The 11,937-nt window shown below is 61.2% G+C and carries 14 protein-coding genes; 1 reads left to right on the forward strand and 13 read right to left on the reverse strand.

Annotated elements, in window-relative coordinates; translation table 11 throughout:
• Window positions 1–325: 325 nt before the first annotated feature.
• The 12 genes from SC318_RS19855 to SC318_RS19910 form a co-directional block, all read right to left on the reverse strand.
• Entirely contained in the window at window positions 326–1,111 is a 786-nt protein-coding gene (locus SC318_RS19855) for a TatD family hydrolase (RefSeq protein WP_320428162.1), read from the reverse strand.
• A gap of 63 nt (window positions 1,112–1,174) precedes the next feature.
• Window positions 1,175–2,164 (reverse strand): DNA polymerase III subunit delta', encoded by a 990-nt coding sequence (locus SC318_RS19860; RefSeq protein ID WP_320428163.1) that lies wholly within the window; start codon window positions 2,162–2,164, stop codon window positions 1,175–1,177.
• Window positions 2,157–2,789 (reverse strand): dTMP kinase, encoded by a 633-nt coding sequence (gene tmk / locus SC318_RS19865; protein ID WP_320428164.1) that lies wholly within the window; start codon window positions 2,787–2,789, stop codon window positions 2,157–2,159. The genes SC318_RS19860 and tmk overlap by 8 nt, the downstream gene beginning before the upstream one ends.
• A gap of 19 nt (window positions 2,790–2,808) precedes the next feature.
• Entirely contained in the window at window positions 2,809–3,930 is a 1,122-nt protein-coding gene (gene mltG / locus SC318_RS19870) for an endolytic transglycosylase MltG (RefSeq protein WP_320428165.1), read from the reverse strand.
• Between the two features lies 1 nt (window position 3,931).
• A complete protein-coding gene (gene pabC, locus SC318_RS19875) occupies window positions 3,932–4,747 on the reverse strand; it encodes an aminodeoxychorismate lyase (RefSeq protein WP_320428166.1) in 816 nt (271 codons plus the stop codon).
• Window positions 4,747–5,991, reverse strand: coding sequence for a beta-ketoacyl-ACP synthase II (gene fabF, locus SC318_RS19880; protein WP_068935423.1), 1,245 nt, complete (start codon window positions 5,989–5,991; stop codon window positions 4,747–4,749). The genes pabC and fabF overlap by 1 nt, the downstream gene beginning before the upstream one ends.
• Window positions 5,992–6,119: 128 nt before the next feature.
• Window positions 6,120–6,356: an acyl carrier protein gene (gene acpP, locus SC318_RS19885; protein ID WP_320428167.1), complete on the reverse strand. Its 237-nt coding sequence runs from the start codon at window positions 6,354–6,356 to the stop codon at window positions 6,120–6,122.
• A 192-nt stretch (window positions 6,357–6,548) separates the two neighbouring features.
• On the reverse strand, window positions 6,549–7,292 hold the full coding sequence (gene fabG, locus SC318_RS19890) for a 3-oxoacyl-ACP reductase FabG (protein WP_320428168.1): 744 nt from the start codon (window positions 7,290–7,292) through the stop codon (window positions 6,549–6,551).
• A gap of 26 nt (window positions 7,293–7,318) precedes the next feature.
• Window positions 7,319–8,257, reverse strand: coding sequence for an ACP S-malonyltransferase (gene fabD, locus SC318_RS19895; RefSeq protein WP_320428169.1), 939 nt, complete (start codon window positions 8,255–8,257; stop codon window positions 7,319–7,321).
• 126 nt (window positions 8,258–8,383) lie between these two features.
• Window positions 8,384–9,394 (reverse strand): phosphate acyltransferase PlsX, encoded by a 1,011-nt coding sequence (gene plsX, locus SC318_RS19900; RefSeq protein WP_320428170.1) that lies wholly within the window; start codon window positions 9,392–9,394, stop codon window positions 8,384–8,386.
• A gap of 4 nt (window positions 9,395–9,398) precedes the next feature.
• Window positions 9,399–9,581, reverse strand: a complete 183-nt coding sequence (gene rpmF / locus SC318_RS19905; RefSeq protein ID WP_003179396.1) for a 50S ribosomal protein L32 — start codon at window positions 9,579–9,581, stop codon at window positions 9,399–9,401.
• A gap of 13 nt (window positions 9,582–9,594) precedes the next feature.
• The gene (locus SC318_RS19910) at window positions 9,595–10,125 is read right to left on the reverse strand and encodes a YceD family protein (protein WP_306494264.1); all 531 of its coding nucleotides are present in this window, start codon (window positions 10,123–10,125) and stop codon (window positions 9,595–9,597) included.
• 105 nt (window positions 10,126–10,230) lie between these two features.
• Here SC318_RS19910 and SC318_RS19915 point away from each other — a divergent pair, with 105 nt between their 5' ends.
• Window positions 10,231–10,809: a Maf family protein gene (locus SC318_RS19915; RefSeq protein ID WP_320428171.1), complete on the forward strand. Its 579-nt coding sequence runs from the start codon at window positions 10,231–10,233 to the stop codon at window positions 10,807–10,809.
• 132 nt (window positions 10,810–10,941) lie between these two features.
• Here SC318_RS19915 and SC318_RS19920 read toward each other — a convergent pair whose 3' ends face one another.
• Window positions 10,942–11,925, reverse strand: coding sequence for a S49 family peptidase (locus SC318_RS19920; RefSeq protein ID WP_320428172.1), 984 nt, complete (start codon window positions 11,923–11,925; stop codon window positions 10,942–10,944).
• Window positions 11,926–11,937 lie beyond the last annotated feature (12 nt).

An 11,937-nucleotide genomic window follows, 5' to 3' on the forward strand; every position in this document is an offset into this window, starting at 1 on the left:
GAACCGGTTGCGTACTTTACTTTCAATACGCCAACGATTTTGGCGATATCAGTCAGAAACAATACGCGACACTTGAACCTGCGCATCATGCCCGATGAGAACTCAAGCGAAGAACGCGTATTCCAAATCTGTTTAAAAATCGATCAATCGCGACTGGACTGAATCCGATAGTGATCAATACTTCAACTGTCGGCGCGACATCTCCCCCAAGTGAAGCGTCGACCTGGGTGCCGACGGACTGTGTACCCTTGTTTTACTCCTAATGGTCTTAGCCCGGATTCACCCCCCAGAACCCGGGTTTTTTTTGCCCGCGATTTGGTAATAATCAGCCAGCCATATGGGCCAGTGGAAACAAACGCTTGAAGTTCTCGGTGGTCTGCTCGGCGAAGCGCTCATAGGACTCACCGCGCAGCATCGCCAGATAATCCGCCACATCGCGCACATACTCCGGCAGGTTCGGCTTGCCGCGATGGGGGATCGGCGCCAGGTACGGCGAGTCGGTTTCCACCAGCAAGCGGTCGGCAGGCACCTGACGGGCGACATCGCGCAGCGCGTCGGCGTTGCGGAAGGTGACGATGCCCGACAGGGAAATGTAGAAACCCAGGTCCAGGGCAGCCCTGGCCATCTCCCAGTCTTCGGTAAAGCAATGCAACACACCCGCCTGCGGCAGCGCGGCTTCACGCAACAGGGCCAGGGTATCGGCGCGCGCGCCGCGGGTGTGGACGATCACCGGTTTGCCGGTCTGTTGCGCGGCGTGCAGGTGCAGGCGGAACGAGGCCTGCTGCAGCTCGGCGGCTTCGGGTTCGTAGTGGTAATCCAGACCGGTTTCGCCAATAGCGACGACGCGCGGGTGATTGAGTTCGCCCAGCAGCCAGTCCAGGGCCGGTGCTTCGCCGGGTTTGAGATCCAGCGGGTGGATACCCACCGAACAATCCACATCGGCGTAGCGATCAGCAAGGGCTTTGACGTCGGCGGCGTTTTCAGCGCTGACGCCGATGCACAGGAAGTGCCCTACCCCGCGCTGGCGCGCAGCTTCAAGGGCGGCGTCAAGGGAGCCGCCGTGCTGAGCGAGGTCGAGGCGATCAAGGTGACAGTGAGAATCTACGAGCATGGGCCTCTACAACTTGAGTGACGGAACATGTCTGGCCAACGATACACCCGCCGGCCATGGAAATTAACGCCGGCCGAGCAGGCCGACCCACTGCACCAGCAGCGCTTCGAGCAACAGCACGCGGTTGAGGTTGGCCTTGCCGAGCACTTTCTGGCGCTGGGCGAGGATCCAGTCCTGAAGGGTCAGCACCTTGTCCTGGGCGCTTTTCTGCGCCAGGTACTGCACCACTTTGCGCATGTCCGGCAGGCCCAGGCCGTGTTCGTCCTGGGTCAACTGGTAGCGCAGGATCAGGCTGGACCAGTCGCAGAACCAGTCGAACAGCAGCAACAGGGGAATGTCTTTCCAGGCGGTTTCAGCCAGCTGGGTGGCGGACGTTTCCTGTTTGATGAGCTTTTTTACGCCCTCGACCACCAGCGCGCGCTGCTCACGCACGCCTTGGGCCTGCAGCTTCACCGCCGCCAGCGGAGAGCCGGCCGCCAGGGTCAACAATTCAACCCGTTCTTCCTGGCTGCACTCCGGCAGCGCCTGCGCCAGCCACTCAAGGCTCATGGCCTCGCTCGGCAGCGGGCACGCCTGCTGCACGCAACGGCTGCGAATGGTCGGCAGCAAACGGCTGGATTGATGGCTCACCAGCAACAGCACGGTGTCGCCGGACGGCTCTTCAAGACTTTTGAGCAGGGCGTTGGCCGCGTTGATGTTCATCGCCTCCACCGGCTCGATCAGCACCACTTTGCGCCCGCCCATTTGCGCGGTCTGCACCACGAAGCTGACGAGGTCGCGTACCTGGTCGACCTTGATCGCCTTGTCTGCTTCTTCAGGTTCCAGCAGATAGTTGTCGGGGTGGCTGCCAGCTTTCAGCAGCAGGCAGGATTTGCATTCACCGCAGGCCTCCAGATTGACCGGGCGCTGGCACAGCAAGCTGGCCATCAAGCGCTCGGCCAGGGCGCGTTTGCCAATGCCTATCGGGCCATGCAGCAAATAGGCGTGGGCGTGCTGGGCACGGCCGGCCAGTTGCTGCCAGAGGCCGGCCTGCCACGGATAGGCTTCAGCCACGGGCGCGCTCCAGAAGGGTGGGCAGCAGCGCGTCGATGGCTTGTTGCACCTGAGCCAGCGGCTGCGCCGCGTCGAGCAGGTGGTAACGCGCAGGCTCCGCCTTGGCACGCGCAAGAAACGCGCTGCGCACGGCGTCGAAGAAACCCTGGCCTTCCAGCTCGAAACGATCCAGGCGGCCGCGGGCGCTGGCACGGGCCATCCCCACTTCCACCGGCAGGTCGAACAACAGGGTCAGATCAGGACGCAGATCCGCCTGCACGAAGGTTTCCAGCGTCGCAATACGCTCCCGGCACAACCCACGGCCACCCCCCTGGTAGGCGTAGGTGGAGTCGGTGAAACGGTCGCAGATCACCACGGCCCCACGTGCCAGGGCCGGTCGGATCACCTGGGCCAAATGCTGGGCACGGGCGGCGAATACCAGCAGCAGCTCGGTGTCCGGGTTCATCGCCTCGTCACCCGGCGTCAGCAGTACCTCACGGATGCGCTCGGCCAGCGGCGTACCGCCGGGCTCGCGGGTCAACACCACTTCAACGCCTGCGGCACGCAGGCGCTCGGCCAGGTAATCGCGGTTGGTGCTTTTGCCGGCGCCTTCCGGGCCTTCGAGGGTCATAAACAAGCCAGTCACAGGCAGTCCTTAGTCAGAGTCATTGCGGGCTTTGCGGGGCGCTGGTGTCCGGCGTGGACTCTGCCGGTACGTCAACAGGTGGCACCGTGCCTTCCAGCGGCTTGGCTGACGGCGCCGGGCTGGAGCGGTAATCGGCGCGACGCTTGAGCTGGAATTCACGCACGGCGGCATTATGCGCATCCAGGTCGTCCGAGAAAATATGGCTGCCGTCGCCACGCGCAACGAAATACAGGCTGCTGCCCGGCACCGGGTTCAGCGCGGCATGAATCGCCTCGCGGCCGACCATGGCGATGGGGGTCGGCGGCAGGCCGGCGATCATGTAGGTGTTGTAAGGATTGGCCTCTTTGAGGTGGGCACGGGTCAACTTGCCGTTGTAGCGCTCACCCAGGCCATAGATCACCGTGGGATCGGTCTGCAGCATCATGCCCAGCTTCAGGCGACGCACAAACACGCCGGCAATTTGCCCGCGCTCTTCGGGTACACCGGTTTCCTTTTCCACCAGGGAGGCCATGATCAGGGCTTGATAAGGTTCGGTGTAAGGCGCATCAGCGGCGCGTTTGCTCCACTCCTGGGCCAGCACGTCATCAAGACGGTTGTAGGCTTTCTTCAGGAATTCGACATCGGTCATGCCCCGCACAAAGCGGTAGGTGTCGGGAAAGAACCGCCCTTCAGGGAACACACCAGGATGACCGAGCTTGTCCATCACTTCGCTGTCGCTGAGGCCCGCGAGGCTTTGCACGATCTTTTCATGCTTGGCCAGGGCCGAGCGCACCTGACGAAAATTCCACCCTTCCACCAGGGTCAGGCTGTATTGCACCACTTCCCCACGCTGCCATAGGCCGATCAGGCCTTCGGCGGTCATGCCAGGGGTCATGCGATATTCGCCGCTGTGCAACGGCTGGCCCTCAAGGTTGAAGCGCCAGTACAGACGCAGCCAGAAGGCACCGTCGAGCACGCCATCAGCTTCCAGGCGATTGAAGGTGCCAGTGGGCGTTGCCCCTGCCGGCACATCGAGCAATTGCTCCTGGGTCAGATGCAACGGCTGTTTCAAGGCAGCGTTGTATTTCCAGGCAGAAAAGCCCAACACCAAAACCGCCGAGAACAGACCGATCAGCAGCAGTACAACCAGTTTTCGTATCAACTCAAATATCCAATAGCGCGCGAACAATACCCTGCAGTTTACGGGTGAGCGGCCCAACCGACCAGCTCATCCCGGCGTACTCGCGTACCGGCCAGATGCCATAAACGCTGTTGCACACAAAGACTTCATCGGCTTGCTGCAATTGCTCAAGGCTGATGTCGGCCACGGCCAGCGGGATGCTCAGGGCTTTTGCCTGAGCGAGAATCTCGGCGCGCATCACGCCGGCAACGCCGCAACGCGTCAGATCAGCGGTTAGTAACAAGCCATTGCGCACCAGGAACAGGTTGCTGAACACACCTTCGATGACGCGACCGGACATATCCAGCATCAAGCCTTCGGCATGCTCGGCATCACGCCATTCGGCGCGGGCAATCACCTGTTCAAGGCGGTTGAGGTGTTTGAGCCCGGCCAGCAGCGGTTGTTCGGCCAAGCGCGTGGCGCACGCGAACAGGCGGATGCCGTCGGCGCCATGGGATTCGGGATAAGCGGCAGGCGAACTGCCCTGCAAGATACGGCGTACAGCGGCATCAGGGTTGATGCCATAACCCCGCTGGCTGTCGCCACGGGTCAGGATCAACTTGAGCACGCCATCGCCAAGGGCGGCGGCATAGGCGAGCACCTCGCTACGCACCAGAGCGTGATCCCCCGCCAGTGCGAGGCGCCTGCAGCCTTCCTGCAGGCGCTGCAGGTGTCGGTCAAGCAGCAGTGGCTGCCCAGCCTTGACCGCGATGGTTTCAAACACACCATCGCCGTACGCCAGGCCGCGATCTTTCAGGGGCACGCTGTCCGCTGGCTGACCGTCGACCCAGCTCTGCATCACTCGGCGAACCGGCGGAACACCAGCGAGCCGTTGGTGCCACCAAAACCGAACGAGTTGGAGATCACCACGTCGATCGGCATCGGTTGCGCTTCGTGCGGCACGAAGTTCAGGTCGCAGCCTTCGTCCGGCTCATCGAGGTTGATGGTCGGCGGAGCGACCTGGTCCTTGATGGCCATCACGCTGAAGATCGCCTCGACCGCGCCCGCCGCACCCAGCAGATGGCCGGTCATGGACTTGGTGGAGCTGACCGCCAGCTTATAGGCGTGCTCGCCGAATACCGATTTGATGGCCTCGGCTTCCGCCAGGTCGCCGGTCGGCGTCGAAGTGCCATGGGCGTTGATGTACTGCACCTGGTCGGCGTTGACCTTCGCATCGCGCAGGGCGTTGGTGATGCAACGTGCAGCACCGGCACCGTCGGACGGCGGCGAGGTCATGTGGTAGGCGTCGCCGCTCATGCCAAAGCCGATCAGCTCGGCATAGATGGTGGCGCCACGCGCCTTGGCATGCTCCAGCTCTTCCAGTACCAAGGCGCCGGCGCCGTCGGACAGCACGAAACCGTCACGGCCCTTGTCCCAGGGACGACTGGCGCGGGTCGGCTCGTCGTTGCGAGTCGACAGCGCACGGGACGCGCCGAAGCCGCCCATACCCAGGCCGCAGGCGGCCATCTCGGCGCCACCGGCGATCATCACGTCGGCTTCATCGTAGGCGATGTTGCGCGCCGCCATGCCGATGCAGTGGGTGCCCGTGGTGCACGCCGTTGCGATGGCGTAGTTAGGCCCCTGTGCGCCCAAGTGGATGGACAGGAAACCGGAAATCATGTTGATGATCGAGCCCGGCACGAAGAACGGTGAAATTCGACGGGGGCCGGAATCGTGCAGCGTGCGGCTGGTTTCTTCGATATTGGTCAGACCACCAATACCCGAACCCATGGCCACGCCAATACGGTCACGGTTGGCGTCGGTCACTTCCAGGCCGGCGTTACGCACCGCCTGAAAACCGGCTGCCAGGCCGTACTGAATGAACAGGTCGAGCTTGCGGGATTCCTTGACCGAGAGATATTCCTCGACATTGAAACCCTTTACCGAGCCGCCAAAACGGGTGGAATAGGCAGAAAGGTCCGTGTGTTCGATCAGACCAATACCACTGTGGCCAGCCAGAATGCCCTGCCAACTGCTTGGCACATCCGTGCCCAGTGGCGACAACATACCCATACCGGTGACTACGACGCGTCTACGCGACACAGCACTCTCCTTTTTCTAATGACGACACTTTGCTTCGCAGCGTACTTTTCGTCACCGTTCAAAGAAAAAACCGCACGCCGTTACAGCAGTGCGGTTTTTCCCTGACAGCAAGCGACGACTACAAACTATTACGCCTGGTGGGCAGTAACGTAGTCGATAGCAGCTTGAACAGTAGTGATTCTTTCAGCTTCTTCGTCCGGGATTTCGGTCTCGAATTCCTCTTCCAGAGCCATCACCAGCTCAACGGTGTCAAGGGAATCGGCACCCAGGTCTTCTACGAAGGAAGCGGAGTTGGTCACTTCTTCTTCTTTGACGCCCAGTTGCTCGGCAACGATTTTCTTGACGCGCTCTTCGATGGTGCTCATACCTTGTTTAACTCCTAATGGACAAATTCAGGCAGCTGGCCAGTGGGTAAGTGTATAGAAAGCCATTTCAGCTTTTCAACCGAAAGCTTTCACCCTGTACCCGCTCGGCCACCTGCCTATAAATTAAGTTGCAGCTTTATAACGGATTTTAGACAGCTCGTATGACATATTTTTGAAGCGATCCGTCACAATTTAACTCATGTACATCCCGCCGTTCACTGGGATTGTAGCCCCAGTCACGTATGCCGCACCGTCGGATGCCAGGAAAGTGACCACGTTCGCGATCTCTTGAGCCTGACCCAGACGGCCTAGCGGAATCTGCGTCAGCAAGGCTTCACGCTGCGCTGGCGGCAGTTCGCGGGTCATATCGGTGTCGATGAACCCTGGGGCCACCGAGTTTACCGTAATCGACCGCGAACCGACTTCACGCGCCAGCGCACGGCTGAAACCTTCCAAACCGGCCTTGGCCGAAGCGTAGTTTACTTGGCCTGCGTTGCCCATGGCACCCACTACGGAGCCAATATTGATAATTCGACCCCAACGGGCCTTGGTCATGCCACGCAAAACACCCTTGGACAGGCGAAACAGACTGTTCAGGTTGGTATCGACCACGTCGTACCATTCGTCGTCTTTCATGCGCATCATCAGGTTATCGCGGGTGATACCAGCATTGTTCACCAGAATCGCCGGCGCGCCGAACCGAGCGGTGATCTCGGCCAGCACGGCCGCCACGGATTCATCACTGGTCACATTCAGCTCAAGGCCTGTGCCCTGCACGCCGTTTTCCTTCAGGGTCGCGGCGATACGCTCGGCACCCGAGGCAGAAGTGGCGGTGCCGATCACGACGGCGCCCTGACGGCCCAGCTCCAGGGCGATGGCCTGACCAATGCCACGGCTTGCGCCGGTAACCAGTGCAACTTTACCTTGCAGACTCATGCAGGCTTCTCCTAATTTCGGGGGGATCAGGCCAGTGCCGCGCGAGCGGCAGCGAAGGCTTCAGGGGTATTGAGGTTGGCGGTCGACACGCCATCGGCGCAGCGCTTGTTCAGGCCGGCCAAGACTTTGCCCGGACCGCACTCGACCAGCTCGGTGGCGCCGTTGGCGGCCAGAGTCTGCACCGATTCAACCCAACGTACCGGCTTGTAGAGCTGCTCCAGCAGGTCGCGCTTGAGGGTGTCCAGGTCAGGGGCAACCGCCGCGCTGACGTTCTGCACCAGCGGGATCTTCGGCGCCTGCCAGTTGATGGCAGCGATAGACTCGGCAAAACGCTCGGCGGCCGGACGCATCAGTTCGCAGTGCGACGGCACGCTCACCGGCAACGGCAGCGCACGCTTGGCACCACGTGCCTTGCAGCCTTCAATGGCACGCTCGACCGCCGCCTTGGCGCCGGCGATGACCACTTGGCCCGGTGAGTTGAAGTTCACAGCGCTGACCACTTCGCCCTGTGCCGCTTCGGCGCACGCTTGGATCACCACGTTATCGTCCAGACCCAGAATGGCAGCCATACCGCCCTGCCCGGCCGGAACGGCCTCCTGCATCAACTGACCACGGCGCTCGACCAGCTTGACCGCTTCACCGAGGGTCAGGCTGCCCGCGGCGACCAGTGCGCTGTATTCGCCCAGGCTGTGACCGGCGACGAATGCCGGGCGCGCGCCGCCTTCAGCCAGCCACAAGCGCCACAGGGCGATCGAGGCGGTCAGAATGGCGGGCTGGGTTTTGTCGGTTTGATTGAGTTGCTCTTCCGGCCCCTGCTGGGTCAAGGCCCACAGGTCGTAACCCAGGGCATCGGAAGCTTCCTTGAAGGTATCCAGGACCAGCGGGTATTGCGCGCCCAGCTCGGCCAACATGCCGAGGGACTGCGAACCCTGCCCTGGAAAGACGAATGCGAGGGATGTAGACATGTAACAAGCCCCTAATGATCTGGTCGTCAAAAATGGTCGCTCCTACGGTGGGAGCGCACGAAACTGACAGATTGGATGGTCAATTGAACTGGCCGGTCACATTTAAGCACTCCGCGGCCAATTCGCCTAAGGCAACAGGTCCTCCAGGCGACCGTGCAAGCGCTGCGGCAGGTTTTCTTGGATCTCGATCAGGGCCCGCGCAATCGCGCTTTGGAAGCCTTCCACACCCGCCGAGCCATGGCTTTTTACCACAATGCCCTGCAAACCCAGAAAACTCGCACCATTATGCCGTGCCGGAGCCAGGTCAGCCTGCAGGCGGCGCATCAACGGCAGCGCCAGGGCGCCGACCAGACGCGACGCCAGGTTCTGTTTGAATAAGGCTTCGATGCGCGTGGCAATCATGGTCGCCAAGCCTTCGCTGGATTTGAGCAGGATATTGCCGACGAATCCGTCGCACACCACGACATCCGCTTCGCCACGGTACAGGCCGTCACCTTCGACAAAGCCGATGTAGTTCAAGCCCGGCGCGCCTTGCAGCAAGGTGGCCGCCAGCTTGACCTGCTGATTGCCCTTGATGTCTTCGGTGCCAATGTTCAGCAGCGCCACCCGCGGGCGGACCACGCCGAGCGCTTCGGCAGCCACCGACCCCATCACAGCGAACTGCAACAGGTGCTCGGCACTGCAATCGACGTTTGCCCCCAGGTCCAGCAACTGGCAATAGCCTTTTTGCGTCGGAATCGCGGCCACCATGGCGGGCCGATCGATGCCCGGCAGCGTCTTGAGCACATGCCGCGACAAGGCCATCAGAGCGCCAGTATTGCCTGCACTGACACAGGCCTGCGCCTTGCCGTCGCGCAGCAACTCCAACGCCACGCGCATGGACGAGTCGGGCTTGCCGCGTAGGGCCGCCGCCGGCTTTTCATCCATGGTGATGGTTTCGCTGGCCGCTGTAACAGTCAGGCGCGCGCGATCCACCGCCGGATGGCTGGCAATCAGTTCTTCAAGAAGGGAGGCTTGACCGACGAGGGTCAGGTGCAGAGAGGGCGTTGCAGACAGGCTGGCAATGCAGGCCTGAACAATGCTGCGGGGACCGAAGTCCCCGCCCATTGCGTCAATCGCGATGACTTGAGCAGACAAGTGATTACTCGTCAGCGCCCTTGTCGATCACTTTACGGCCACGGTATACGCCTTCTGGCGATACGTGGTGACGCAGGTGAACTTCACCGGTGGTCTTTTCCACAGACAGGGTGCTTGCCTCGAGAGCGTCGTGCGAACGGCGCATGTCACGGGCGGAGCGGGATTTTTTGTTCTGCTGAACAGCCATAATTGATTAACTCCTAAACGTTTGGGTCACGCTTTAACTGCGCCAATACACTGAACGGGTTGGACCGCGTTACCTCGTCCTCGCTCGGTTCGGGCTCGTCATCGAGGCCCGCCGGCTGCTGGCATTCTTCCGGATGATGAGCAGGCACAATGGGCAAGGCGAGCAAAAGCTCCTCCTCGATCAGTGCATGCAGATCCAAAGGATCTTCGCCCAGTTCCAGCACGTCATAACCTTTCGGCAACGACTGGGTATTCGCACCCTCCTTCACCACAGCATAACTGCACTCGCTGTGGATCGGCAGGGTGACCAGCTCAAGACAACGCTGGCAAACCATTTTGACTTCGGTGTCGATAACGCTGTGGATCACCACAGATTTACGTTCATCTCGTTCAAAAACGAATTTAGCCTGGACCGTACCGACAGTGTCGGAAAGCGGGTCGCAGAGTCTCTCCAAATCGGCCAGCAGCAACTCACCTTGAAGGGAGGTGCCACGATCAGCCAATTTGCGCGGGTCAACGTGAGGTGGAATCGGGTCATTCAACATAGGCGCAGCATTATAGGGATGCACCCGGCCATGTCAAAGGAAATTCAGCCCTGTGCGTCAGCCGGTCACGCCGCTAGAATCTGCGGCTGTTCCGAGGAGACGTATATGCTGCCTTTATTACTCGCATCCAGCTCGGTTTATCGCCGGCAATTGTTGAGCCGCCTGCATCTGCCATTCACCTGCAGCTCGCCGGATATCGACGAAAGTCACCGTGCGGATGAATCTGCCGTGGCGCTGGTCAAGCGCCTGGCAGAACAGAAAGCCCGCGCACTTGCCGGCAGCCATCCAGGGCATTTGATCATCGGCTCCGACCAGGTCGCGGCACTCGAGGGCCGGATCATCGGCAAACCCCACACTTTCGAGAACGCCCGCGCGCAACTGCTGGCGGCCAGTGGCAAGCGGGTCAGCTTCCTCACCGGCCTGGCACTGCTCAATAGCCAGACCGGCCACTGCCAGGTCGACTGCGTACCCTTTACCGTGCACATGCGCGAGCTGGATGCAGAACGCATCGAGCGCTACCTGCGCACCGAGCAGCCGTACGACTGCGCCGGCAGCTTCAAGGCCGAGGGGTTGGGCGTAAGCCTGTTCCAGAGCACCGAAGGGCCGGATGCCACCAGCCTTGTGGGCCTGCCGCTGATCCGCCTGGTGGATATGCTGCTGACGGAAGGTGTGCATATCCCCTAGGAACACCACAAATCCGAATGTGGGAGGGGGCTCGCCCCGATAGCAGTGGATCAGCCAGCTTATCTGTGACTGATACACCGCCATCGGGGGCAAGCCCCCTCCCACATTTTGAGCTGCATCCAGCCCGGGATGTCAGCGCAGGCTCGGGCCCTGGAAGCCCATATACAAGGCCAGTTTCTCCGCCACGCTGGCACCGAGCTTCTTGGAGAAGCGGTCAAACGGCGACTCTTCGACGGTGAAGTCTACCAGCTCCTTCTCGCCGACCACGTCCCGCGCCACCGAGCTGGCACTGCCCAGGCCGTCGATCAGGCCCAGCGGCAATGCCTGCTCGCCCGACCACACGAGCCCGGAGAACAGCTCCGGATGCTCCTTGTCTTTCAACCGATCACCACGCCCCTGCTTGACGCTGGCAATGAACTGTCGATGGGTAGTGTCAAGCACGCTCTGCCAGAACTGGGTTTCATCTGCCTTTTGCGGCTGGAACGGGTCGAGGAATGCCTTATGCTCGCCCGACGTGTAGGTGCGACGCTCCACACCCAGCTTCTCCATGGTACCGACAAAGCCGTAGCCGGCCGCCGTCACGCCAATGGAACCCACCAGGCTGGCCTTGTCCGCGTAGATCTGGTCAGCAGCGCTGGCGATGTAATAGGCACCCGAAGCCCCCAGGTCCGAAATCACCGCATAAAGCCTGGTATCGGGATGCAGGGCGCGCAGACGGCGAATCTCGTCATACACATAACCAGACTGCACCGGACTGCCGCCCGGGCTATTGATGCGCAGGATCACCGCCTTGACCTTGGAATCCTCGAACGCGGCACGCAAGCTGCTGACGATATTGTCGGCACTGGCGGGCTCCTTGTCGGCAATCACCCCACGCACTTCGATCAGGGCGGTGTAGTGGCTGCCACGGGTGGCGCTTTTTTCCACGTCCATCAGCGGGCTGAACAACGCCAGCATGCCCAGCAGGTAAACAAAGGTCAGCAGCTTGAAGAAAATCCCCCAACGCCGCGAGCGACGCTGCTCCTGCACGCTGGCCAGCAAGGTCTTTTCCAGCAACTTCCAACTCTTGTCGTCGCCGCTGTCGGCCTTTTCAGGCGCTTTCCACTCGTCACTCATGCCATCAACCCC

Origin of the sequence: Pseudomonas sp. MUP55 (assembly GCF_034043515.1) — a bacterium.
Classification (GTDB): Bacteria; Pseudomonadota; Gammaproteobacteria; order Pseudomonadales; family Pseudomonadaceae; genus Aquipseudomonas.

Excerpts from the sequence above, each read along its gene's own strand:
- SC318_RS19855 (WP_320428162.1), bottom strand. The coding sequence starts at position 1,111 with ATGCTCGTAGATTCTCACTGTCACCTTGATCGCCTCGACCTCGCTCAG.
- pabC (WP_320428166.1), bottom strand. The coding sequence starts at position 4,747 with ATGCAGAGCTGGGTCGACGGTCAGCCAGCGGACAGCGTGCCCCTGAAA.
- acpP (WP_320428167.1), bottom strand. The coding sequence starts at position 6,356 with ATGAGCACCATCGAAGAGCGCGTCAAGAAAATCGTTGCCGAGCAACTG.
- fabG (WP_320428168.1), bottom strand. The coding sequence starts at position 7,292 with ATGAGTCTGCAAGGTAAAGTTGCACTGGTTACCGGCGCAAGCCGTGGC.
- fabD (WP_320428169.1), bottom strand. The coding sequence starts at position 8,257 with ATGTCTACATCCCTCGCATTCGTCTTTCCAGGGCAGGGTTCGCAGTCC.
- rpmF (WP_003179396.1), bottom strand. The coding sequence starts at position 9,581 with ATGGCTGTTCAGCAGAACAAAAAATCCCGCTCCGCCCGTGACATGCGC.
- SC318_RS19910 (WP_306494264.1), bottom strand. The coding sequence starts at position 10,125 with ATGTTGAATGACCCGATTCCACCTCACGTTGACCCGCGCAAATTGGCT.
- SC318_RS19915 (WP_320428171.1), top strand. The coding sequence starts at position 10,231 with ATGCTGCCTTTATTACTCGCATCCAGCTCGGTTTATCGCCGGCAATTG.
- SC318_RS19920 (WP_320428172.1), bottom strand. The coding sequence starts at position 11,925 with ATGAGTGACGAGTGGAAAGCGCCTGAAAAGGCCGACAGCGGCGACGAC.